We start from the raw sequence: 23,172 nt of genomic DNA on the forward strand, positions 1-23,172 counted from the left end.
AAGCAATAAATAAAAGAAGATAAAACAACCTATGATACAACTAAAACTAAGGGAGTGGAGATTATGTTCAGAACTTCAGGAATTCATCATATTACAGCTTTTGTTGACGATGCGCAGAAAAACGTTGATTTTTATGCAGCTGTGTTGGCGCTCAGACTGGTGAAAAAAACAATAAACTTTGATGCACCGGACGTGTATCACTTGTATTACGGGAATGAGCAGGGTGCACCGGGCACAATCATTACCTTTTTCCCACAGCAGAATTCAAGAAGAGGTGTCATTGGGTCAGGTCAGACTGGAGTTACCGTATATGCGGTTCCTGTAGGAAGCCTGCCTTTCTGGAAAGAACGTCTTGCTTCCTTCGATATTCCATATGAAAATAAAACCAGATTTGGTGAGCAGTACATTCGTTTCTTCGACAAAGGCGGTCTGTTGCTTGAACTGGTTGAGCGTGAAGGCGGTCAGCTAAGCAACTGGAGTTTCAACGGTGTGACACCGGAGCATGCCATCAAAGGATTTGGCGGAGCCGTATTGTTCAGCCACGTTCCTGAGAAAACCATGGACGTCTTGGTGAGCAAACTGGGTCTGGAGCAAGTCGGTGAAGAGAACGGACTCCTTCGTCTTCAGGCAAGCGGCGATATTGGTCAGATCATTGATATTCAGTCCACAGGTATCCAACGCGGGATTGGCGGAGCCGGAACGGTTCACCATATTGCATGGCGTGCCAAAGATTACGTGGAACATGAACAAATTCAGCAGGATCTTGAACAATCCGGATATCATCCAACGCCAGTCATTGACCGTCAATACTTCAACGCTGTGTATTTCCGGGAGCCGGGTGGTATACTGTTCGAACTGGCTACGGATCCTCCGGGATTTGCACGGGATGAACCAGCAGAGAGCATGGGTGAGAAACTGATGTTGCCTGAATGGTATGAACCACAGCGTGAGCAGATTGAGCAATTGTTGCCACGAATTGAAGTACGTGAATGGAAAGGAGAGTCCAAATCATGACCACAACCAATACAATGAAACATATCTATAAAGCAGGTGCTCAGCCGGATGCGCCAACAATCCTGTTGCTTCATGGCACAGGCGGAACCGAGAATGATCTGATCGGTCTGGCGGAGATGATCGCACCAGGAGCTGGCATACTTGGGGTGCGGGGTAATGTATCGGAGAACGGGATGCCCCGTTTCTTCCGCCGCCTGGCCGAAGGCATTTTTGATGAAGAAGATCTGATTGCTCGTACGGCAGAGCTGGGATCTTTTGTCGATGCAGCTGCGGTGGAATACGGTTTTGATCGGTCCAGCGTGTATGCACTGGGGTACTCTAACGGTGCCAACATTGCGGCAAGCTTGATCTTCCATCAAGCAGATGTATTCAAAGGTGCAATTCTGCATCACCCGATGGTACCGCTGCGCGGACTCGAACTGCCGGATCTGAAAGGTCTGCCTGTGTTCATTGGTGCGGGCGAGAACGATCCGATTGTACCAAGACGTGAAACCGAGGAACTTGCTTCGCTGCTCAGCGGTGCAGGTGCCGATGTAAACACGCATTGGGAGCGTCAGGGTCATCAGTTGACTCGTACCGAGGCAGAAGCCGCGGCAGCTTGGTTTAAGACTCAGGCGTAAATTGGGTGGATAGACGGTTATGAAACGTATAGAGACAGCCTGATCGTGAAGATCGGGCTGTTTTTCCTTTTTATTTTGATCATCGTCAGGAAGAAGAAATGATTGACTGGTGTTATGTAACCGTTACTAACCGGGTAAACATTTGAATGTGTGGTAGATAACCTTGTATGCTTAGTGATATAGCTATGTATCAACATCATGAACTGGAGGGGTTAATGTGGAACGTAACATCAAGGAACTGGTACAGCGTATGACACTGGAAGAAAAAGCGGGTATGTGCTCGGGACTGGACTTTTGGCATCTGAAAGGGGTGGAGCGTCTTGGCATTCCATCCATCATGGTGACGGACGGACCTCATGGGCTGCGCAAGCAGGATGGGAGTGCAGATCATCTAGGACTGACGTCGAGCGTGCCTGCAACCTGTTTCCCTTCTGCGGCAGGATTGGCTAGTTCATGGGACAAGGAGCTGGCGCGTCAGGTCGGGGTGGCTTTGGGTGAGGAATGTCAGGCCGAGGATGTAGCGGTATTACTTGGACCGGGTGTAAATATTAAACGTTCCCCGCTGGGCGGACGTAATTTTGAATACTTTTCCGAAGATCCGTTGTTATCTACGCAGATGGCTACCGGTCATATTCAGGGTGTGCAGAGCCAGGGTGTAGGTACGTCTCTCAAACACTTTGCAGTTAATAATCAGGAAGAACGGCGCATGTCGATTGATGCGGTGGTGGATGAACGGACGCTGCGTGAGATTTATCTGGCGAGCTTCGAAGGTGCGGTGAAGGATGGACAGCCGTGGACGGTGATGTGTTCTTATAATAAGGTGAACGGTACGTATGCAGGTGAAAATGAATGGTTGCTTACGGATATTCTGAAAGACGAATGGGGTCACGAAGGTCTTGTGGTATCAGACTGGGGTGCGGTTAATGAACGTGCAGATGCCCTTGCAGCAGGACTGGAACTGGAGATGCCAACAAGTGGTGGAATCGGTGAGCGTAAAGTGATCGATGCCGTAGAGAGTGGACAACTGCCGCTGGACAAGCTGGATCGGGCGGTGGAGCGTCTGCTTACGCTGATCTTTAATGCCGTTGATCAAAAGCAAGATGGGGCTACATATAACAAGGATGAGCATCACCAACTTGCGCGTAAGGTGGCAGCCGAGAGTATGGTTTTGCTGAAAAATGAAGAAGGTATCCTGCCGCTTGGGCGTGAAGGCGATGTGGCGATAATCGGGGCATTTGCGCGTAAACCTCGCTTCCAGGGCGGGGGAAGTTCCCACATTAATCCGACCAAAGTGGATGATATTGTGGAAGAGATGACACAGGTGGCTGGCGAAAGTGTAACCTTCTCGTATGCCCCAGGTTATCGGATTGAAGCGGATGATGTGGATGAGACATTGATGCATGAGGCTGTTCAGGCAGCACAGTCAGCGGATACCGCTGTTGTGTTTGTTGGATTGCCGGATCGTTATGAATCCGAAGGGTATGATCGTGCCCATTTGCGTCTGCCTGACAATCATATTCGTCTGATTGAAGAGATTGCAAAAGTACAATCACGTGTGGTTGTGGTGCTGAGCAACGGATCTCCAGTGGAGATGCCTTGGTTGCCGCAGGTGCAAGCGGTGCTTGAAGCTTATCTTGGTGGACAGGCCGTTGGTGGAGCGATAGCTGATCTGCTGTATGGAGAGGTGAATCCGTCCGGTAAACTGGCAGAGACATTCCCTGTCAAACTCAGCCATAATCCATCTTATCTGAATTTCCCGGGCGAAGGGGATCGAGTTGATTACCGGGAAGGCATCTTTGTTGGTTACCGCTATTATGATAAAAAAGAGCTGGAGCCACTGTTTCCGTTTGGTTATGGACTAAGTTATACGACATTTGAATATGCTGACCTGAAGGTAGATCGCACAGAATTGACCGATCAGGATGAAGGGAATGTGCAAGTAAGGGTCACCAATACCGGTGACAGAGCGGGCAAAGAGATTGTACAGTTGTATGTCAGCGATGTAGAGAGCACAGTTATTCGTCCTGTAAGAGAATTGAAAGGATTTGCGAAGGTGGCCCTTGAACCTGGAGAGTCCAAAGTGGTGAGCTTCACACTAAACAAACGTTCATTCGCCTATTACAACGTAGATATGAAGGACTGGCATGTGGAGACCGGAGAGTTCGAGATTCAGGTAGGCAGTTCCTCACGGGACATTCATGTGCACACACGTGTGAATGTAGAGTCTACAGCGACATTCCTTCCAACCTATACGCGTAATAGTACATTGGGTGATATCCAGCGTGATCCGGCCCATAAACAGCTACTGGACCAGGCTTTGCAACAATTCCAGGAAGCCAGTGGGTTCGGCGGTGATGATGCCGGTGATCATGCAGATATGATGGATGCGATGATGAAATATATGCCGCTGCGAGCACTGGTTGCGTTTAGCGGTGGGGCCATGACGGAAGAAGCGATGAATGAACTTCTGGAGCAGCTGAACAACAAGGATCATGGTATTCGGGGATAAGGGGCTGCGCCCTTAAACCGAGTATTCGTCCGTCCTTGGATTAAGCGATTACGATTATGCGATACGTGCAGGAACTGCGCACGAAGCAATAAGAAGGTGTATATGAGGCCCAGCCGCATAGTGGCTGGTACAGTTACCCGATCCGATCATGGATCGGGTTTTCTTTTTGCATAAGGAAAAAGGAGGGGGAAAGGAACGGTGTATGGAGGATGATCCTTGCAACGTGACAGAGGTGACAGGACTGCTGTAACTTGCTGAAGCAACATGGTTGTCGTAAAGCATGGATTATTCTATAATGAAGTAATTGATAATCATTTTCAATTAGATTCGGTGATAGATGATTATGCACGTAATCAGGAGGGGAATATGAATCCTAACCCTAGCTTACATACATTTGGTTCAAGTGCGTTTGTTCAGACCCGTGATGGTCGCAAACTACATTATATGTCCAGGGGAACAGGAGAGCTGACGGTTGTATTTGAGTCCGGTATGGGCGCCTCCAGATCAAACTGGGGACTGGTTGCACCAGCCATTGCTGAGCATGCACGTGCAGTTGTGTATGACAGGGCAGGGGCGGGACGAAGTGATGTCGACTCGGCTCCCCGCAGCCTTGAACGCATTGCAGGGGATCTTGGAGAACTGCTGACAGCTCTGGGCCCGGGCCCATTCATTCTGGTTGGACATAGCTGGGGCGGTCCGATTGTACGGGCTGCGGCAGCTGCACATCTATCTCGATTACGTGGCATTATTCTGGTAGATCCATCAGACGAGCATTGCGAAATGTATTTTTCCAAGCTTACTAAAAAGAGCTTTGCCATCAATGGTTTCATTATTCCAATCATGGCGCGAACTGGCTTATATAAGATGCTTGGCAGCAAAGCTGGAAGTGTTCAGCCTTACGATGTGGCAGCGGATCACCTCAAGGAGGATTTCACTGTACGGGCAGCCAGCACGATGCTTGCGGAAGGCAAAACGTTTCTGGATGACATGGCAGCGTTGCTGGAACATCCTCCGGCTCTGGGTAATCTGGAAGTTAGCGTGATCTCGGGTACGAACCCGGGCAAGGTAGAGGGGAAAATCAGACCTGCCCTCATCACGGCGCATCGCCAGACGGTGAGCCAGCTATCCAATGCGAGATGGATTGGGGCCGATCAATCGGGACATATGGTTATGTATACAGACCCTCAGGTCATTATTGATGAGATTGTACGAATGATAAATGATGAGAGCTCAGGCGCAAGAACAGAACAAAAGTGATACAATACAAAGAAAAGCAGTGCGCGACATTGCTAGACAATAAAAGCGGAGTGTGGAGACAACATGAAACCAGTTGAACAAGAACCAACGGGAACCACAAGTCCCGGTCGTGCCAGTGTTGGCATGGAAGATATCGTACGCGCACATCATGTGCTGCGTGAGGTCATTGTAAGAACGCCGTTACAGCGGGATGCTGTATTGTCGGCCAAATATAACTGTAATGTGTATCTGAAAAGGGAAGACCTTCAAGTGGTGCGTTCGTTCAAAATTCGAGGCGCCTATAATATGATTCGCAGTCTGACACCAGCCGAGATGGAGAAGGGTATTGTCTGTGCAAGTGCGGGTAACCACGCTCAGGGTGTTGCTTTTAGCTGTAATGCGCTCGGAATTAACGGCAAAATCTTCATGCCGAGTACAACACCGAACCAGAAGGTGAAGCAGGTCAGACGTTTTGGCGGCAGTAACGTTGAAGTGGTGCTCATCGGGGATACGTATGATGACGCTTATGCTGAAGCGATGCGTGCATGTGACGAACAGGGCATGACGTTTATCCATCCTTTTGATCAACCGAAGATTATTGCAGGTAATGGTACGGTAGCGATGGAAATCATGGAAAGTCTCGATGAGAATGCCGACTATGTATTCGTGACGATTGGTGGCGGAGGGTTGGCAGCTGGCGTGGGAACCTACATGAAGACCGTGAGTCCAGAGACACGCATCATTGGAGTTGAGCCACTTGGGGCAGCTTCCATGAGTGAAGCGATGTTCCGCAAACAGGTTGTGACGTTGGATGATATAGATAAATTCGTGGATGGCGCAGCGGTGAAACGGGTTGGCGACCTCACCTTTGATATCTGCAATAGTATACTTGATGACATTGTGAAAGTGCCGGAAGGCAAAGCGTGCACAACTATTCTGGAACTATATAATGAAAATGCGATCGTTGTCGAGCCTGCCGGTTCCTTGGCTGTTGCGGCGCTTGAGCAATATCGTGAGCAAATCGTGGGCAAGACGGTGGTCTGTGTTATTAGTGGCGGGAACAACGATATCGACCGGATGCAGGAGATCAAGGAACGTTCCCTGATCTATGAAGGTCTGAAGTATTATTTCATGGTGAATTTCCCGCAGCGTGCAGGAGCTTTACGTGAATTCCTGGAGGAAGTTCTAGGGAAAAATGATGATATCACCCGGTTTGAATATACGAAAAAGCATGATAAGGAAAATGGCCCTGCCTTGGTGGGCATCGAGCTGATGTACAAGGAAGATTACCACCCGCTCATTGAACGCATGAACCGCAAAGGTATCGCCTATACCGAACTGAACAAAAATCTAAATCTGTTCAACATGTTAATCTGATGAAACATACCAGTATGCCGTCAGATCACCACGAAACATCTCCTCTGATCAGACCTGCACGCATAGAAGATGCTGATCAGGTTATTCCTTTGCTGTATCAGGCGATAGGAGACATTGCATACGCGCTTGCGGGTGAGGCGGATCATGAGAAGGCGATGCAGATTTTGCAGGAGTTCTATGTACAGGAAAACAACCGGATTAGCTATCGTCATGTGACAGTGATGGAGCGGGATGGGCTGATTGCAGGGATTCTGGTAGCCTATGATGGCGGAGACGCAGATCGTCTGGACCAGCCGATTTTGAACCGCCCTGGACGAAGCCAGGAAGAGAAGTATGCATTGGTCAAAGAAACCCGTCCGGGGGAGTATTATCTGGATACTCTCTCGGTAAGTGAAGCTTATCAGGGGCAGGGCATCGGCCGGGCACTGATGGCTGCTTTTGAGCAGCAGGGCAGAGATCTGGGTCACTCGCAGGTATCCTTGATTGTAGAACGGGACAACGGCCGTGCACTAATGCTGTACGAACGGCAGGGATATGTCAAAGACGATGTGATTGTCATCGCAGGACATGAGTATAATCATATGGTCAAACCGATTCAATAGTGCAGGGAGCTCACGGATTAAGTCAGTTTTGATTATAGAAGCAAGAAGAAACCGCCACAGGAGAAAATCCTGTGGCGGTTTTTGTCGTGGTTATCTGTTAGGATTTAGCCCAAGTTTTGGCTTGAACCGGGTGTTAACCATGGAAGCGGATTAACTCAATAATTCGCGTAGTCGCTGACCGGCACATTCTGCTCCAGCCATTTCTCGACAGCAGTCGTTTTCTCGAATTTGGCTTCGGTTACGATGTCCATGAACTTTTCAAGTTTGGTCAGGAAGGAACTGTCTTCGGATGAGTTACGTTGTAAGACAGCTTTGTAACCTTTCTGGGCATTGGCTGTCATTTTGTTCGTTTCATAGTCAAATAAAGGCGTATTATTCAGGCCATAAAAGGTATACAAGGTATAGTTATTCATCAGGTTCTTCACCTGTTGTACCCGATTGGACTTCGGATATTCGTTCAGGAATCGTTCCTGATTCAAAGCGCGATTGAGTATCTCCTGATAGCCAATGACCAGTGCACCATCATCGGCGGCAAGGTTGCTGGTTTCAACTGCCATAATATTAATGTATTGTTTGATGTCTGGTTTCACGTACGAGATATATTTCTGAAAAGCCATATAATTCATGATCGGATAGAGGGAACCTTCCAGCATAACCAGGCGATAACCGCTATCCCGTGCCTGCTGGAGCAGCGCACGCAGACTGGTGTCGTTGGTGCGGCTCATCAGTTGGGTGAAGCTATCATTCCACTTGTAGGCTTTGATCATCTTGTCTTGAACATTAGGCACCAGTAGACGGTCCGTCATGGCTGTTAACGCCTTGTTGCGGGCATTTTCCAGTTGTAAGACCATCAGAGTTGCATGATAAGTGGTGACTTGATTGATATGAGATTCGAGATAAATATCCGCGGCAGGCAAGCCGTTCTTTTTGTAGAGCATAGACTGAAATGTTTTATATATCGTTGTTGAACTGGCAGTTGTGACTTTGGTATCTGTACTGGAAGATGCGGCTGCAGCGACTCCGGATAAGGGAGCGACAGCCGTTTGGAGCAGCATGAGGATGGCGGTGGCTGTAATGAAGGTGCGCATGCCTTTACGTTTGGCAGATTGGAACGATGATGTCATAGATATGAACCTCCCGTAGTTGAGAAAATGATAGGTGTTGTTCACTAGTCACTATACATTAACCCAATTGGTGCAGGATGTGGTTGCGGAATGGTGACAAATTCTTCTGTTATTTTTAACTTTTGGAGGGTGGAAGATAGAGGAAGTTTTCTGAGAAAATATTTTTTGTACAACTGGAAACTTTTGAGCCGATCGGAACGTCTTAGTTGTGCATAGGTAAATACAGGAATTAATGAAAAGAACAGCGAATCTATTTCGATGTTAACTAAATGCGAGAATGGGGATATGGGATATGAGGAAAGCGGGAGGAAAACAAGTGAAGAAGGTAATGTCAGCGCTGGCTGTATCGGCGATGCTGATGTCCGCACTTCCAACGTCGGTTATGGATGCAGCCGCGAGAATCAGCATATACATCAATGATGCAGAGTTATCATCTGCTCAGGCACCTGTCATGAAAGGTGGACGCGTACTCGTTCCGCTTCGGTCGATTTTTGAAGGATTGGATGCGAAGGTACAATACACGAACAGAACCAAAACGATTGTTGCAACTCGCGATGATCAGGAAGTTACTTTGAAACTTGGTTCCAAAACGGCATACATCAACGGGGAAGCGATATCGCTGGATGTACCTGCAAACACGATTAAGGGCAACACGATGGTTCCAATTCGTTTTGTCAGTGAAGCTTTTGGAGAAAAAGTTTTCTGGAACTCACGCAATCAGCGTGTAGATATCAAGACAACGGCAACACCTCCAGTGGATGAGACACAATATGCTGCATGGAACATCTATGGTTCGGTATCCGGAAGTAACGGAGATGGTCGTGACTTGACCGTGAGCTTCACACGTCCAACTTCAGAGAAGGCGGTATCTGCTTACCGGATTATGCTGGTAAAAACTCGCGATGTGAATAGCTTTACGGAGTCCTCAGCAACTGCCGTACCTTCAGCAAACTATACATCTGTTACACCGAATGGCAGCAACCCGAAACTGACACTTAATGCACAGACACGTGACGTAAACGGGGATTTGCTCAATAGTAATGAAACTTATCGTCTGTATGTACTGACTGTTGGTAACAGCAGCAATAATTATAAAAATGCATTGAACTGGTCTTCCCAAGCATTGAAGCTCAATAATGTGAAATCCACAGTACAGGCGGTTACAAGTCTGCGTGCCGCAGATATTAGTGACTATGGCGATGGCCGCGATCTGGAGATTAACTTCACGCAGCCGAGCACGACATCGAACATTACGTATTATCGTGCTTTTGTAGTCAAAGCGAAGGACTCTTCTGCGTTCAATCTGGCTACAGCGAATAAAGTGTCCAGTGCAAACTCCACGATCATATACAAAGGAAACAGTACCGCAGTGAAAAGCCAGCTGACTTCTTCGACACGGGATACGTCTGGCGAAATGATTAAAAGTGGCACAGCGTATGTGGTCTACATCTTGTCGGTAAGCACTAATACAACAACAGACAGCAAGCTGTCCGCAGCATCATCTTCACTTACGTTGTCCGTGAACACAGCAACGTCTCCAGTAATTACGCAGGTGAAGGATAACTCGGATTATGGAGATGGTCGTGACATTCAGGTGAGTTTCAACCGTTCATCAGATGAGTCCAAGGTGGCGAATTATCGCGTCTTTGTGGTGCGTAACTCGGTTGCCAGCAACTTTAATCTGACAACGGCGAGTAACCTGTCCTCCAGTCTGTACTATACGGTGAATAAAATAGGCAACAACATTACAACGACATTACCTTCATCCATGAAGGACACAAGTGGTTATAATGTAACGAATCTGCAAGATTATCGCATCTTTGTGATGGCGGTGGGCAATCAGCAAAATGGATACACGAATGCGCTGTCAGCTTCCTCCACAGCTCTGAGACTGACAACGACCGGTAACGCGGGAGTCATTAGCAACCTGGCTGTTGCGGATATTGGTGACAACGGTGATGGTCGTGATCTACGGGTTTCGTTCAACAAGGCCGCGGATGAGTCCAGAATCTCTGGATATCGAGTATACGTTGTTCGCTCCGGTAATGCGGGCAACTTCACACTAAGTGCAGCTAATGCGTCGAACTACTATACGCAGGTGAACAAAACGGGTGGTAACTTGTCAGTTACGCTTCCGAATGCATATGATACAAGCGGTTCTAAAGTCCAAGAAGGTGTTAGTTATCGTGTCTTTGTTGTATCGGTGAGCAACAGTGGGAACGCTAGCCAAAACGCAATATCAAGTTATTCAGCATTAATCACATTATCCAAAACTGCTGTATTGACTGCTCCAACAAGCATTACAGCAAAGGATATTGGTGATAGTGGCAATGGTAGCGACATAAGTGTGACGTTTAATAGATCGGCGAATGAGACTAATGTTCATCACTACCGTGTATTCGTGGTAAAGAAAACGAATGTAAGTGGATTTGATCTGGCAGAAGCGAATCGGAATCCTAATTTTATTCCCCAGAGTAAAACTGGAGGAAGCGGAAACTACACTTTGACTTTAAATAATGCAAGAACGACTGATGGCGCAAATATTCGAAATGATGAAGACTATCGTATATTTGTACTGGCGGTGAGCAATACCGGTACTATTTCGAATGCTCTATCTACGGTCTATTATGATGTTTGGTTGTCTGTAACTAGTGAAGTTGGGAAAGTCGCAATCACTGATGTTGATGTTAAGAAAGAAGAGCAAGCTGCAGGTAATGCTACCGATGTAAAAGTGACATATACAAAACCAGTCCCTGATCAAGCCATTGGACGTTATGTGTTAATGGTAGTACCTGCATCTACAACTTTCGATCTAAATGCGGCCAAAAAAACGGCGAAATCCAGCAATTCACTCGATGTTTCTGCAAGTACAGTTACAGAACTTCCTATTTCTTTATCCGATAGTAATGGTGACGAGATCAAAGCTGGAACATACAAGGTTGTTATTTTATCCGAATCATCTGATGGTAAAAGAGAATCAAATATAACTACGTCGACTCCTTTCATAATTAAAGCAAAAAAACAGGCACCAACGACTGTTGATAGCGTAACAGCTCTGGAAGCATCTGCAAGTGCATCTGCAAGTGCATCTGTAATTAATGTTAGTTTCACAAAACCTAAAAACGAAGCTGGAATTGAACGCTATGATATATACATCGTTAAGGAAAGGAGTACCACAATCGATAGCGGTCTGGGCAGCCCAGTAGGGAGTGTAATTAGTGGGGCTAACAATCCTTCAACAGCAAAGATTGAAATTACCAGTAATTCAATGGATTCAGATGGAGTTGTTCTCGGTTCAGGAGATTATAAAATCAGGGTAGTATCCGTAGTTAATGATCCTGCAAAATATACAAACAACAGGTCAAATGTATTTAATTTTCCTATCACGCTAGTATCTTCTGGAACCGACAATGGTACTGGTGCGCAAGCATCTGCTGGAGAAACTCCATAAAAATGATCAAGATTTAATGTTTGGATGCATGGAACATCTGGATATCTGATACAGTTAGTGAAGGGCACGGAAGGATTTTGAAGAAGCGTTAGCGTTCGCCTTAGTCTCCGAATTTCGACCTTTTAAAGGTGAATGAAGAAATTTGGAGACAACAGCGATCGAAGGAACGATCCGTGACCGGAACGGCCATTATCAGAAGAACATTTATTATTCAGTAAAGTAACACGCTAACTCCCTTTCCAAAAGAGAAGGGGAGTTTTTTTATTTCCATTTTGAAAATCTTGTCGTCAAAAAGGTGCCTAAGACCATTGTTACATCGGGAACAAATAATGGATAATAAAGGAAAGATTTCTATATAGATTGAACTAACATTTACATGAAACGGAGTGGCCAGTGTAAATTTCTTTAGTTCACCTTATGTAGAAGCCTATGAGCCGAAAGGAATGATGGAATGCTTGCATTTCGTTTGACAGGCCTGCCGGATTCCCGGTTGCCGCTGTACCTGTATTGTGTGGGGACACAGGAAGAGAAAGTTCTGCATAGACCGGATGGATTTCCGGTGTATCAGTTGTTTTTGTCACGCGGTGGTGAAGGGCAGTTCAAGATAACGGGAAAAGGGACATGGACGATGGGAGCAGGGCAGTTATTCATCGTGGAACCCGAGGTTGCGCATGAGTATGTGCCTCATTCCAAAGCCAAAGGAGAACTGGGTTATATCGGTATTGGCGGTACATCGGCTGGATCGGTACTACAATCCACGGGTTTGCTTCAGAACGAGCCGTGCCATATCTCTGGTTTTGAAATCATCTGGTCACGCATGACCAATCTCTGGCACGCGTTGGATCGAGGAGCAACGGAGATGTGGAACACATCAGCCCTTATCTACCAGCTTATTTTAGATATAGCACAATCGAAAATTCCATCTGATGTCGGTATTGGAGGTGTTGGATCAGGGATGCCCCGTGACGTAGCTGTAAAACACTCTAATCGGGAGACCGATCCGAGCAAGGATGCACTCATCCGAGCAGTAGCATTGATGCATACGCACTACCAGGATGACCTGTTATTGAAGCACATCGCTGACGCAGTTGGTTATTCGGTGCAGCATCTCAACCGATTATTTCACCAGCATTATGACGTGACAGGACATCAATATATGCAACGATTACGTTTGCAGAAGGCTTCGGACTGGATGGACAAGCATCCAGGAGCAAGTGTACGAGAGGCGGCAGAGACCATAGGGATGGAAGTGAACTATTTTATCCGTATGTTCAAGCGGGAGTTTGGAGAGACACCGGGCAAAGGAATCAAACATCGGAACCAGCTCCAAATGGAAAAAGACCTCACGAATTCGTGAGGCCCCTTAATCGCTTATATAACGTGTTATGCTGTTTTCTTTTGTCCAAATAAAGGCCTTACCGTTGCAAGTCCCACAACTCCGATCACTGCACTCACCCACGGAGCCAGTGCAAATACCGGAAGTTTATCACGCAGTGGATACCCTACAAAGAGCACAAGGACCACGATGACGATGTAGATGATGATTCCCTTAAGGTTAACCTTAGGTACGGTGTTCTTGTCCGCTCCTTCATCGTCCGGTCGCTCAGCAAGGCGGCGAAGCATCTCCACCAATGCAATACCGCCAACTGCCGCAACGATCAGAGAGAACAGACTGATGTGTTGGAACGGCTCCGTATCTCCGCCAGTCCAACCCACGAACAATCCCACACATCCTTGAATCAACATGACAAAAGACAAAGCCGCCCAAGCGATCATGGCATACCACATTGGTGTCCGTTTCACACGCTCTGGATTCTCAGTTGGCTGTGGTTCTACAGCGTTGGCATTCTTTTTTGATGAGGCTGTTGGACTATTAACACGGGTTGGGCTGGATTTACCCACCTCAACGGCAGCCGTCTTCTCCGGTGCTGTATTTGTAATCCCGAGTTGTGCATGGATGTCTTGTTCCAGATCAGGTCCGTATAACTCGCGAGCAGATTTGTTATCCCGCTGAGCCTGTACGATTGCTTTTCCGGCGGAGAGTATCCACTCTTCCTGTGTTCTCTCGTCCGCTGGCGCATGACGCGCAATTGTGCTGATCTCGTCATACAGTTTCACATGTTCAGGTGTCATTCGACTCATCTCAGTTATTTGCCGATTCTGTATTTCTTTAAGCTTCTTATAGGAAATCCCCAATGATTGCTCCCCCTGTCTACACACGTTCTGATCTTCCAATGGACTGAAGACCCTGACGGTATTTTAGTATACGGGAAGGGCTCTCGTTTCGCAAAGTCATTCCTTATAAAAAAGCTGCTCATGGTGGACCCATATCCATACACAGGCCAGTATAACACAGGTGCATAACAGTACCAGTTTACCGTGATGTTGAATCCATTCCAGTAGATGTTCCATGAATTCATTCCTTTCGGCAGAAGGATTCCGAGGCATATGCTGCCTATGTTTGTTCGTTTATTTTCCCCCGTTCATGTGAAAAAATACCCTCACGCCTCACAGATCTAACGATTGTGTGAAGTATGCATAAAGAGCAGCCGATTCCATCACAATAGTAGCATTTCCAACAGAAATCCAAGATTGGAGTGTGCTTGTTATGGATAAACAAACAGAATTGACGCGGAAGCTGCTACTGAACAGCAACTCCCGTGGAGTCGTGGACGAGGTTGTATCCTTTGAAGAGAACCTGGAGGATACGGAGTATGCAGAAGAACTGACAGATGGCAATTTGAAGGGAAGAAGTTTCTGGGACAATAGTGATTCGGGTCATGAGCATGAGTGGAATGGACGGGTGGAGACCCACGAGATGTTCCGTAGAAGCTACGAATAACGATCCTGTAACACTTGATTTGAATTCCAAATGATATCCGGGCCAGCTGTCATCAGCGTGGCTCATTTTTTTGTGCTTATTATCCGATAAAATGTAGATTGGTAGTCGACGTAGAAAGGTTTTTACTTACGTTGACTTGAAGGTTACGGGATGATAATATATGAATAACATCTTAATACACACTAAACTTATCGGATTATATATATTTAATAAATAAAGCTCAACAGGCTAAGCGTGGAAAGGGGAAATCGGTATGGAACGTCAGATCAGTATCCGTCATGGACAGGAAGAATTAACAGCCACGATTCATTATCCGGTTGTGAAAGATATCAAGGAGGAGAAGAGTCAGCAGCGAGTCCCTCTGGCGGTCATCTGCCACGGCTTCGTTGGTAGCCGGATTGGCGTGGATCGTTTGTTTGTAAAGACTGCACGGGAGCTGGCTGAAGACGGTTATCTGGTCTTGCGTTTCGATTATATCGGTTGCGGAGAGAGCAGTGGGGAGTACGGAGCGGAGGGACTGGAATCCATGGTGCTGCAGACCCGTTCGGTGCTGGATTACGCGGTGAATTGCAGTGATGTAGATCCTACGCGTGTTACGCTGATTGGTCATAGTCTGGGTGGTGCCGTTGCATTACTAACTGCTGTACGTGACAAACGTGTCAAAAACCTGGTTATGTGGTCCTCCGTGGGTTATCCATTCAATGATATCGTGAAGATTACGGGACGGGAAGTATACGATGAAGGCGTGAAACTGGGTGCGGCTGATTATCTGGGATACAAATTCACACCGACGTTTTTCGAGTCTCTTGCTGAACAACAGCCATTCCAAGAAGCAGTTAAGTTTAGCGGAGATGTACTCGTCGTACATGGCACGTCAGATGAGATTATTCCTGTAGACTACGCATTCCTGTATCAAAAGGTATTCTGGATGCGCCAAGAGGGCCGCTGTGACAAGGAGATCATCTTCCAGGGCGATCACACCTTCTCTTCAGGTAAAGAGCGGGAACAGCTAATTACGCGTACCAGAGAGTGGCTTGGCGAACGTCAGAAGATCGAGCAGGATTGGCAGCACTGGATGATATAAGTGGCAGGATTACAACTGTTTGGGATGTCCGCTTGGAAAAGCGCCTTCTTAAGGGTAAAATAGAGGAGTAAGCATTCTATCCGTGTCTGGAGGTTGGCAGCAATGACATTACCCGCACTTTTCATTGCGCATGGTTCTCCCGCTCTGGCGGTGGAGAGCAATGACTACACTCACTTCTTGAACCAGCTTGGAGACAGGCTGCCGGCTCCGAAAGCCATTGTCGTATTTACGGCGCATTGGGATTGTCCTGAACCGTCCGTGACGATGGATGATACACATCAGACCTTGCATGATTTTTACGGATTTCCTTCTACGATGTATACGATGGAATACCCTGCATCTGGGCAGCCAGATTTAGCGAACGAGATATGTGCTTTGTTCACCCGCAGCAATCTGGCACATCAGCCGATTCGAGGCCGAGGGCTGGATCATGGCGTATGGGTACCGTTGCTCCATATGTATCCCGAGGCTAACATACCTGTGATTGCTGTATCTGTAGACTCGCTGCGTACGCCGCAGGAACAGTATGATATTGGCCGAATGCTGGAACAGCTACGTCATGATGATGTGTTAATCATTGGCAGCGGTGGAACGGTTCACAATTTGCGATTGCTGGGCAATACGGATGAACCGCAAGAGTGGGCGGTTGAATTTGATAACTGGATTGGGGAGCGCTTGCAGCAGTGGAACACAAGAGAACTGTTTCAATATGAGAAAAAAGCCCCTCATGCACGTACGGCGGTTCCGTCGTATGGTACAGAACACATTGCACCTTTGTTCTATGCCATGGGTACAGCGGATATGTCCCGATCAGCGAAGCGTCTATTCCAGTCTTACCCTTACGGAACGCTCAGTTTGAACTGCTGGCAGTTTGGAGACGGCGTGTAACTTGGAACAGACAACAGCCTGATTATGGTGCTTGAAGCCAGTTTCGTACGGATAACATAACGTGTATTAATGCATACAATTACAATATATAAACAAAAGAAGGTTACTGTACACCCTTGAAGGGCTACAGTAACCTTTTTTCAATACGAGGACTTATTCATGCAATAGATCTTTATTTGCGGATTTCGAACAATTCACAGTCTGTACGCGAATGATAAGCGAGCTCACTAACACTGGATTGTACCACTACGGTGTTGCTGTCAAAACGGATAATGATGCCACCGGAGTCAATCTGGTGATTATCTTTAAAAACTCGAACCTTATACTTCATATTCATGGCTTCCTGGAAGTCCGCATCGGTCTCGAGACGTCGCTGGGTCGGCATATCGTGTACTCCTTTGAAGTTCAACTTTATTTCATCATAATACGATTTTCTGTGGATGGGCAAGTCAGTCAGGCATTCAGGCTGATTTTGAAAAGTAAAAAGCCCTGCTCTCCAGGGGGATTGGGAGCAGGGCCGAGAATTCTATGAATGATTGCTTAAGCTGTTTTTTGAGTAGGGCTAATCGTTGGTGTGTCTTTAGGAAGATTTCCTTTGTTGTTACGAGTGAACAATCCGCGAAGGTAAGGCAGTACCCAGTGATCCAGACCGATTTTACCTGCATTTGCACCAGCAACGACAAGGAAGATTTCCATTACAACCAGTTGAGCATTCGTGCTTACTGTTCCCGAGAAGAGGAACGCGAAGTTCATGACCATAGCCATCAGTGCTGCTAGTGTAGTGAAGCAACCGAGGATGAGACCCAAACCTACAAGGAATTCACCCAATGGGATAACGAAGTCGAACAGTCCTGCGTTTGGTACTGCGAATTTCTCAAGGAACGTTGCCCACCATGCTTGAACTGCTGGATGATCACCTGTTGCTTTTTCTACCGCACCGGCCAAGAACCCGCCAGCTTGGAATCCGCCAGTCAATTTGCTCCATCCGTGAGTCATCCAATCATAACCGATATACACCCGAAGTACTGTCAAAATCCACATTGCTACTTTGTTTTCTCTAAGCCATTGGTTTGTGCTGAACATATGAACCACTCCTTCATGGAATCTAGTGTGTGTTGTTTTTGTTTTTCTAAGTGATCACCTTTGATGTCTTTATTGTATAGTTCAAAAGTTGTTTTGTTTGTGATTAAAATCACAATCTAGTTCAAATTTTAAGTAAGGTTTGAGAAGTTCACATTTAGGACATATTTTTCTCGCAAATCGCTGTTTCAAATGTGAATTTCAAGCTGTATCAAGGCCTTCTAGGCGCAGACAAATCGGATGGGGTGTGATTAAATGGAAAGAAATACGTGAAATGGTTGCCCACATGAGACATATATCACAACTTAGAACCAGGCCATATCGTTCAGGAGGTCCTATATTGAAGCTTTTTAAATGGAACAAAGCAGCATCGGCTGCATCTCTGTTTATTCTCTCATTAAGTCTTGTTGCCTGCCAAAACCAGGAGGTGGCGCAGATGCCAGTTCAGCCAGAACCGACACCTGCACCTGTACAAGAAGAACACGTGGAGGAAACCAACACGTCTCTCTATACAGCACCTCTGACGGGTATGCCTGTAGATGAAGCGATTACGCGTCGACCACTCGCCGTAATGATTAATAATGCACCCGCAGCTCGGCCCCAATCGGGTCTAAGTTCAGCCGATATCATTCTTGAAGTTCTCGCTGAGGGAGGCATTACCCGTTTCATAGCCATCTTCCAGAGTGGAGGCGGTGCGGAGACGGTTGGACCCGTTCGCAGTATACGTCCATATCTAATTGAGCTCGGCGAGAGTTATGATGGGGTACTTGTTCACGCCGGAGGCAGTCCGGAGGCGTATTCCATTTTGCAAAGGCAGCAGAAACAGCATATGGATGAAATCTCGAATGGTGGACCTTACTTCTGGCGTTCCTCGGATCGTAAAGCCCCACATAATCTGTATACTTCAGCGGACAAGCTGAGAGAAGGGTCAGACATCAAGGGTTACAGCCATGATTTCAAGTCGCCGGTATACAATTATAACGAAGAAGGCGCGACATCCGCAGGAGAGGCAGTGAAGCAATTTGATATCCATTATTTATTGGATAGTTACCGGGTGACGTATGATTATGATGAAGTTAGCGGACGATATATGAGAATGGTGAATGGCAAGGCAGATCAGGATCTGGATAATGGGACTCAACTTGGTGCAGCAAACATCATTGTGGCAGGTGCAGATCACAAGGTGCTCGATAATGTAGGTCGGTTGTCCGTTAATTTGGAACAGGGCGGGGAAGCCATGCTTTTTCAGAAGGGCAAGATGATTCGTGGGCAGTGGGTGAAGAAGCAGGGGGATATTATCCGGTTTGTTCAAGGTGGCAGTGAAGTTGCTCTTGTACCGGGTAAAACCTTTATCAGCATTGTTCCCAATCAACCGGAATTTTCCAGTCATGTGAAGCTGGCTGCGCAGCAATAAAAGGATGTAATGAAAGAAAACAATGAAACATGTATTCATTTTGTCGTCGAAAAGGCATTATATTTGTCCTTAGCGTGAAAAGTAGAATCGTGTCGATTTTGAATTTTGATGTCGAATTGTAAACGCAGTGTAAAATCTTGACTTGAATTTACCATTATTCCAAATAATTAAGATTCATTTCAGATTAATGTGATAAGAATATAAAAAAGGATCACACCTTTTGTACAAACCATGAAACAAATATGATAAGATATCAAAGGTTGTCATTTCATGTTTCATCGGTTGTCGGCAATTTTTCTCGTAAAGGGGATAGAGCTATGAAGCTTAAGAAGAAGAAGGATATATTTTTTGAGACACTGGAGAATATGGCAGATACGGTTGTTCAAGCGGCAGATTATTTCTCCCAGCATGTTTCCAACCTTCAGGATGTGACTCTTTTTGCTAATGAAATGAAGAAGTACGAGTCGAAATGTGATGATTACGTGCATACGATCATTACAGAACTCAACAAAACATTTATCACGCCGATTGAACGCGATGATATTATGGAGCTGACAACAACACTTGATGACGTATTGGACGGACTCGAAGCAACGGCTTCCCGTTTCTATATGTACCAACTGACAGATCCAGATGATGAGTTCGTCATACAGTTTGCTGAAATTTTGCGCCAATCGGCTTACGAAATTCAGAAGGCGATCCATCTGCTGTCCCAGAAAAAATTGCTCGCGATCCGTGAGTATACCATTCGTTTGAATGATCTGGAAAACCAAGGCGATGAAGTGCTGCGCATGTGTATCAAACATCTCTTCGCTACCGTGTCTGATCCGATTGAACTGATCAAGCGTAAGGAAATTTACGAACGTCTTGAGACAACAACGGATGCTTGTGAAGACGTAGCGAACGTGCTTGAATCCATCATTATGCGTAATTCTTAAGGAGCCAGAGAATAATGGAAACAACGATTTGGGTATTGGGTATAGTCGTCTTCCTTGCACTGGCGTTTGACTTCATCAACGGTTTTCATGACACGGCCAATGCCATTGCGACTTCGGTCTCAACCCGAGCACTGACGCCGCGTCGAGCTATTCTTATGGCAGCGGTGATGAACTTTGTCGGTGCGATGATGTTCACAGGTGTTGCGAAGACGATTGGGGGGAGTGTGACCGACCCCACCACGCTGGATAACGGAATAGAGGTCGTCATAGTCACCTTGATATCAGCGATTATCTGGAACCTGGTTACATGGTGGTTTGGTATTCCGTCTTCCTCATCACATGCACTTATTGGAGCCCTTGCAGGTGCCGTGCTCGTTGGCGCAGGATCTGATAAAGTGAAATGGAGCGGATTCATTGATATCGTTGGAGGTTTGCTATTATCACCTCTGATCGCGTTTGCCATCGGTTATGTGGTCATGACGATTCTCAAATATATTTTCGCCAAACGCAGTCCGCATAACGTGAACAAAGGTTTCCGTACGGTACAGATTTTCACGGCAGCACTGCAAGCATTCACGCATGGTACGAATGATGCACAGAAAGCGATGGGTATTATTACCTTTGCTCTGGTTGCAGCAGGTGTGCAGGATAATCTGGATGTTCCGCTGTGGGTTAAAATTTCAGCGGCAACAGCGATGGCTCTGGGTACGTCCATCGGTGGTTGGAAAATCATCAAAACGATGGGTACCAAAATCTTTAAAATTGAACCGATTAATGGTTTTGCTGCGGATATTTCAGCTGCTTCCGTTATTTTCACAGCAACGTTGCTTCACCTTCCAGTTAGTACAACGCACGCGATCACCTCAGCTATTCTGGGTGTGGGTTCCGCGAAACGTTTCTCTGCGGTGAAATGGGGACTTGCTGGACGTATCATTATTACGTGGTTCATTACGATTCCGATTACTGCGGGACTGGCAGGATTGCTCTACTGGATTATTTTCTAAAAAGAGAAGTTATCCCGAACGAATTCGGGGTTACCAGACCATCTGTTCATAACTGTGTGAATATCGGGATATGTGGACAATTATACAACCAAAATCAAGAGACGCCTGTGCATGAACGTGTGGACAGGCTGGATATGTGGATAGCCATCCGTGGAATGATAAACCAAAAGAAGATATTCCTGTGGATACAGGGAACTGTGGATAGGGAAATGAGAGAAGCCAACAGGGTTGGCTTTTTTTGTTGTCGAGTTTGAATGCGTCTGTGGATATTTTGGACACGTGGGAGACGTACCTATGGTTAAAGTTGTACAATGACGTAAAGATACAGGACAAGGACGTGGTCTAATTTATGATTCGTACACTCGCCATTACACGAGAACATCAAGTCTCCGTTAACGTACCACTTACACAGCTGGATCTGAACGATTACGCCTGGGTATGGGCCGATTTTAACCAGCCAACGGAAGAGGAAAGTCGTTTGCTGGATACATATTTTCATTTTCACCCTTTAGCTATTGAGGACTGTCTGCATGTCTTGCAGCGGCCAAAGCTTGATTATTATGATAATCTGCAGTTTCTTGTGCTGCATGCACTGAACCCGTCCACACTGGAAGCCGAGGAGGTTGACTTGTTTCTCGGATCAAACTTCCTAGTGTCTTTTCATCATGGCGTATTGGAGGAAGTGGATGAAGCGTGGGAACGCTTGTTGCACCATGCACATGAACGAACCATCTGGGCGCGAGGTCCGGTGGCAGCAGCCTATACGGTGATGGACAAGCTGGTCGATCATTATTTTCCGTCTCTATTTGCCATTGAGGATGAACTGGCTGAACTGGAGAACCGGGGTGGACAGGAGTCAGTTGAAGACTTGATGAACCAGGTGTTTGATCTGCGGACTCGATTGCTGAAGCTCAGACGAACGGTAGTACCGATGCGGGATCTGCTCTATCGGGTGGTCAATTCCCAGCATGTACAGCGAACAGGCGAACATACGGCTTATTTTACCGATATCTATGACCATTTATTGAAGCTGACGGATATGATTGAAGCCGATCGGGAGATGACTGCTGACCTGCGCGATAGTTATATTTCCCTGAACTCCAACCGGATGAATCAGATCATGAAGACACTCACGGTGATTACGACTGTATTTATGCCGCTCACACTGATCGCGGGTATTTATGGCATGAACTTTGCCTATATGCCTGAGCTTCAATGGAAGTTTGGGTATGGGGCTGTGTTGCTGTTGATGTTTGTGCTTGGTGGAAGCATGGTGGCCTGGTTTGTAAAACGGGGCTGGTTTAAGTGAGAACGAGTGTAATCAGATGTTAGTAACATAAACTTGTAATAACGTGTATCCACAGGTAAAATATAACGATATGTGAATAGATTCTGGATGAATTATCCATACATATCATTGTGGAAGGATGGGATACGATGAGATTGGCAGAGGCTCTTGTACTGCGTGCAGATGAGCAGAAGAAGATAGCTCAGCTCAAGCAACGTCTGGAACGCGTAGTTAAAGTTCAGGAAGGTGAACAGCCAGCAGAGGACCCACAGTTGCTTATGATTGACCTGGAGAATACGATCCGGAGCCTGACGGTATTGGTTAAGAAAATTAATAAGACCAATGCACAGACTGACTTCACAGCTGGAGTTACGCTTGCAGATGCCCTTGCAGAGCGGGATGGAATCATGCAAGAAAGAGCATCGTTTAACGAGGTTTTGCAGAATGCGTCCATTCGCCAGGATCGGTACAGTCGTTCTGAAGTGAAGTATGAGCGAACCGTGAACATAGCAGATATTCAACAAAAAGTGGATAGCCTTTCGAAATCCTACCGGGAACTGGATTTTAAAATTCAGGAGAAGAACTGGACCATAGACTTAATCGAGGAATAAAACTGCGTCGGTAACCCTATCCAAATGAAGCGAGCATAACCCACCAACGGGAAGTTGGAAACCTGGTAGACGCTGGGCCATGTCTAACCC

20 protein-coding genes are annotated in these 23,172 nt (G+C 46.6%); 16 read left to right on the top strand and 4 right to left on the bottom strand.

Annotated features, from left to right (window positions below):
* The first annotated feature begins 60 nt into the window (after positions 1–60).
* The 6 genes from NSQ20_RS03855 (at position 61) to NSQ20_RS03880 (ending at position 7,358) form a co-directional block, all read left to right on the top strand.
* The gene (locus tag NSQ20_RS03855; protein ID WP_340032988.1) at positions 61–1,014 is read left to right on the top strand and encodes a ring-cleaving dioxygenase; all 954 of its coding nucleotides are present in this window, start codon (positions 61–63) and stop codon (positions 1,012–1,014) included.
* Positions 1,015–1,028: 14 nt separating this feature from the next.
* Positions 1,029–1,634 (top strand): alpha/beta hydrolase, encoded by a 606-nt coding sequence (locus NSQ20_RS03860; RefSeq protein WP_340032989.1) that lies wholly within the window; start codon positions 1,029–1,031, stop codon positions 1,632–1,634.
* 217 nt (positions 1,635–1,851) lie between these two features.
* Entirely contained in the window at positions 1,852–4,143 is a 2,292-nt protein-coding gene (locus NSQ20_RS03865) for a glycoside hydrolase family 3 C-terminal domain-containing protein (protein WP_340031843.1), read from the top strand.
* A gap of 366 nt (positions 4,144–4,509) precedes the next feature.
* On the top strand, positions 4,510–5,400 hold the full coding sequence (locus NSQ20_RS03870) for an alpha/beta hydrolase (protein WP_340031844.1): 891 nt from the start codon (positions 4,510–4,512) through the stop codon (positions 5,398–5,400).
* Positions 5,401–5,463: 63 nt separating this feature from the next.
* Positions 5,464–6,756, top strand: coding sequence for a threonine ammonia-lyase IlvA (ilvA, locus tag NSQ20_RS03875; RefSeq protein ID WP_017690682.1), 1,293 nt, complete (start codon positions 5,464–5,466; stop codon positions 6,754–6,756).
* Complete coding sequence (locus NSQ20_RS03880) at positions 6,756–7,358, top strand: GNAT family N-acetyltransferase (RefSeq protein ID WP_339189872.1); 603 nt, start codon at positions 6,756–6,758, stop codon at positions 7,356–7,358. Before ilvA ends, NSQ20_RS03880 begins: the two co-directional genes overlap by 1 nt.
* A 155-nt stretch (positions 7,359–7,513) precedes the next feature.
* On the opposite strand, the gene NSQ20_RS03885 is transcribed toward NSQ20_RS03880, so the two are convergent.
* Entirely contained in the window at positions 7,514–8,482 is a 969-nt protein-coding gene (locus NSQ20_RS03885; RefSeq protein WP_340031845.1) for a hypothetical protein, read from the bottom strand.
* 316 nt (positions 8,483–8,798) lie between these two features.
* Here NSQ20_RS03885 and NSQ20_RS03890 point away from each other — a divergent pair, with 316 nt between their 5' ends.
* Together NSQ20_RS03890 and NSQ20_RS03895 are read left to right on the top strand one after the other, a co-directional pair.
* Positions 8,799–11,933, top strand: a complete 3,135-nt coding sequence (locus tag NSQ20_RS03890; protein ID WP_340031847.1) for a copper amine oxidase N-terminal domain-containing protein — start codon at positions 8,799–8,801, stop codon at positions 11,931–11,933.
* 451 nt (positions 11,934–12,384) lie between these two features.
* Positions 12,385–13,290, top strand: coding sequence for an AraC family transcriptional regulator (locus NSQ20_RS03895; RefSeq protein WP_340027605.1), 906 nt, complete (start codon positions 12,385–12,387; stop codon positions 13,288–13,290).
* Positions 13,291–13,316: 26 nt separating this feature from the next.
* Here NSQ20_RS03895 and NSQ20_RS03900 read toward each other — a convergent pair whose 3' ends face one another.
* Positions 13,317–14,129, bottom strand: a complete 813-nt coding sequence (locus tag NSQ20_RS03900; protein WP_340031848.1) for a DUF1129 family protein — start codon at positions 14,127–14,129, stop codon at positions 13,317–13,319.
* A 412-nt stretch (positions 14,130–14,541) separates the two neighbouring features.
* Here NSQ20_RS03900 and NSQ20_RS03905 point away from each other — a divergent pair, with 412 nt between their 5' ends.
* From NSQ20_RS03905 to NSQ20_RS03915, 3 genes are all read left to right on the top strand, one after another.
* A complete protein-coding gene (locus NSQ20_RS03905; protein WP_047840502.1) occupies positions 14,542–14,775 on the top strand; it encodes a hypothetical protein in 234 nt (77 codons plus the stop codon).
* A 253-nt stretch (positions 14,776–15,028) separates the two neighbouring features.
* Positions 15,029–15,859, top strand: a complete 831-nt coding sequence (locus tag NSQ20_RS03910) for an alpha/beta fold hydrolase (RefSeq protein WP_036606057.1) — start codon at positions 15,029–15,031, stop codon at positions 15,857–15,859.
* A gap of 102 nt (positions 15,860–15,961) precedes the next feature.
* Positions 15,962–16,747: a class III extradiol ring-cleavage dioxygenase gene (locus NSQ20_RS03915; RefSeq protein ID WP_017690674.1), complete on the top strand. Its 786-nt coding sequence runs from the start codon at positions 15,962–15,964 to the stop codon at positions 16,745–16,747.
* 172 nt (positions 16,748–16,919) lie between these two features.
* Here the strand turns inward: NSQ20_RS03915 and NSQ20_RS03920 are convergent, their stop codons facing one another.
* Complete coding sequence (locus tag NSQ20_RS03920) at positions 16,920–17,132, bottom strand: hypothetical protein (protein ID WP_017690673.1); 213 nt, start codon at positions 17,130–17,132, stop codon at positions 16,920–16,922.
* A 155-nt stretch (positions 17,133–17,287) separates the two neighbouring features.
* Positions 17,288–17,830 (bottom strand): DoxX family protein, encoded by a 543-nt coding sequence (locus tag NSQ20_RS03925; protein ID WP_036606056.1) that lies wholly within the window; start codon positions 17,828–17,830, stop codon positions 17,288–17,290.
* Between the two features lie 337 nt (positions 17,831–18,167).
* Between NSQ20_RS03925 and NSQ20_RS03930 the strand changes: the two genes are divergently transcribed.
* The 5 genes from NSQ20_RS03930 to NSQ20_RS03950 all read left to right on the top strand — a co-directional run bounded on the left by NSQ20_RS03930 (position 18,168) and on the right by NSQ20_RS03950 (position 23,082).
* Complete coding sequence (locus tag NSQ20_RS03930) at positions 18,168–19,241, top strand: DUF3048 domain-containing protein (protein ID WP_340019217.1); 1,074 nt, start codon at positions 18,168–18,170, stop codon at positions 19,239–19,241.
* Between the two features lie 317 nt (positions 19,242–19,558).
* Entirely contained in the window at positions 19,559–20,179 is a 621-nt protein-coding gene (locus tag NSQ20_RS03935; RefSeq protein ID WP_017690670.1) for a DUF47 family protein, read from the top strand.
* Positions 20,180–20,193: 14 nt separating this feature from the next.
* Positions 20,194–21,183, top strand: a complete 990-nt coding sequence (locus NSQ20_RS03940) for an inorganic phosphate transporter (protein WP_036606054.1) — start codon at positions 20,194–20,196, stop codon at positions 21,181–21,183.
* A 349-nt stretch (positions 21,184–21,532) separates the two neighbouring features.
* Positions 21,533–22,492, top strand: a complete 960-nt coding sequence (gene corA, locus NSQ20_RS03945; protein ID WP_036668386.1) for a magnesium/cobalt transporter CorA — start codon at positions 21,533–21,535, stop codon at positions 22,490–22,492.
* 128 nt (positions 22,493–22,620) lie between these two features.
* On the top strand, positions 22,621–23,082 hold the full coding sequence (locus tag NSQ20_RS03950) for a DIP1984 family protein (RefSeq protein WP_036668384.1): 462 nt from the start codon (positions 22,621–22,623) through the stop codon (positions 23,080–23,082).
* The last annotated feature ends 90 nt before the right edge of the window (positions 23,083–23,172 follow it).

Origin of the sequence: Paenibacillus sp. FSL K6-1122, assembly GCF_037977015.1 — a bacterium.
Lineage (GTDB): Bacteria > Bacillota > Bacilli > Paenibacillales > Paenibacillaceae > Paenibacillus > Paenibacillus amylolyticus.